1 protein-coding gene and 1 pseudogene are annotated in these 767 nt (G+C 49.3%); both read right to left on the bottom strand.

The window, feature by feature from the left end; translation table 11 throughout:
* The coding region (locus R7R24_RS26400) for a c-type cytochrome (RefSeq protein ID WP_318120075.1) at window positions 1–350 on the bottom strand (350 nt) is incomplete at its 3' end.
* Window positions 351–393: 43 nt separating this feature from the next.
* Window positions 394–767 (bottom strand): annotated as a pseudogene (locus R7R24_RS26395) (molybdopterin containing oxidoreductase); the annotation flags it as partial.

Here is a 767-nt window from a genome sequence, read left to right as displayed (position 1 = left end):
GGATCTGTTACGCCAGGGAAGACCATGTTGGTTCCTGGCGCGAAGTCATTCGGAGCGGATAAAAATGCGTCCAACTTTTCAGCGTCCCACTTTCCTTGATGTTGTCTAATTCCGTCGCTGTAATTGAAGTCCTCAAAACTGGCGATATTGCGCTCTGCTAGCCCCCATAAGGGCGGTCCAACCACCGTTACGCCATTCGGCTCAAATTGATGGCAGGCTTTACAAACCATGGCTTGCTTCTCGCCTGCTGCAATCAACTCGTCGTTATTCGCAAGTACAGGGTCACTCAACAAAGCCAAAAGGGCGAAAGCGAGCGGGAGTACCCGCTCTGATGGTTGTTTTGTTCTCACCGTGTTATGTCCCCTAATTTCTCACCATTCTGCTATTGACTCTTTAACTTCGTACAATTAATGCGATGCGGTGGAAAGTGTTGTTGAGGTAACCTTTCGGATTCCATGCAATGGCAAAAGGTTGGCTGACGCCTTGATCGTCAGTTGCTTTCGCCCACACTTCGTAGTAACCCGCTTGAGGGAACTTCACCTTAGCATTGAACGTTTGCCAAGCACCGTCGTTGGCAGGAGCTGCTAGGTCGGCATCCATCCATGTTGCGCCAAAATCAATCGAAATCTGCACTTTGGTCACTTTTCGGTCGCCAGACCAAGCATGTCCGCGAATGGCAATTTCATTGCCATTGACTTCTGTGTTGGTTTGCGGAGAGGTGATGAGTGATTTTACTGGCATGCGCTCTATGATCTCGAAATCCTCTT

Source organism: Vibrio sp. 704 (genome assembly GCF_033339295.1).
The sequence above is the reverse complement of the archived record's forward strand: the minus strand, read 5'-3'. Positions and strand labels throughout refer to the sequence as shown.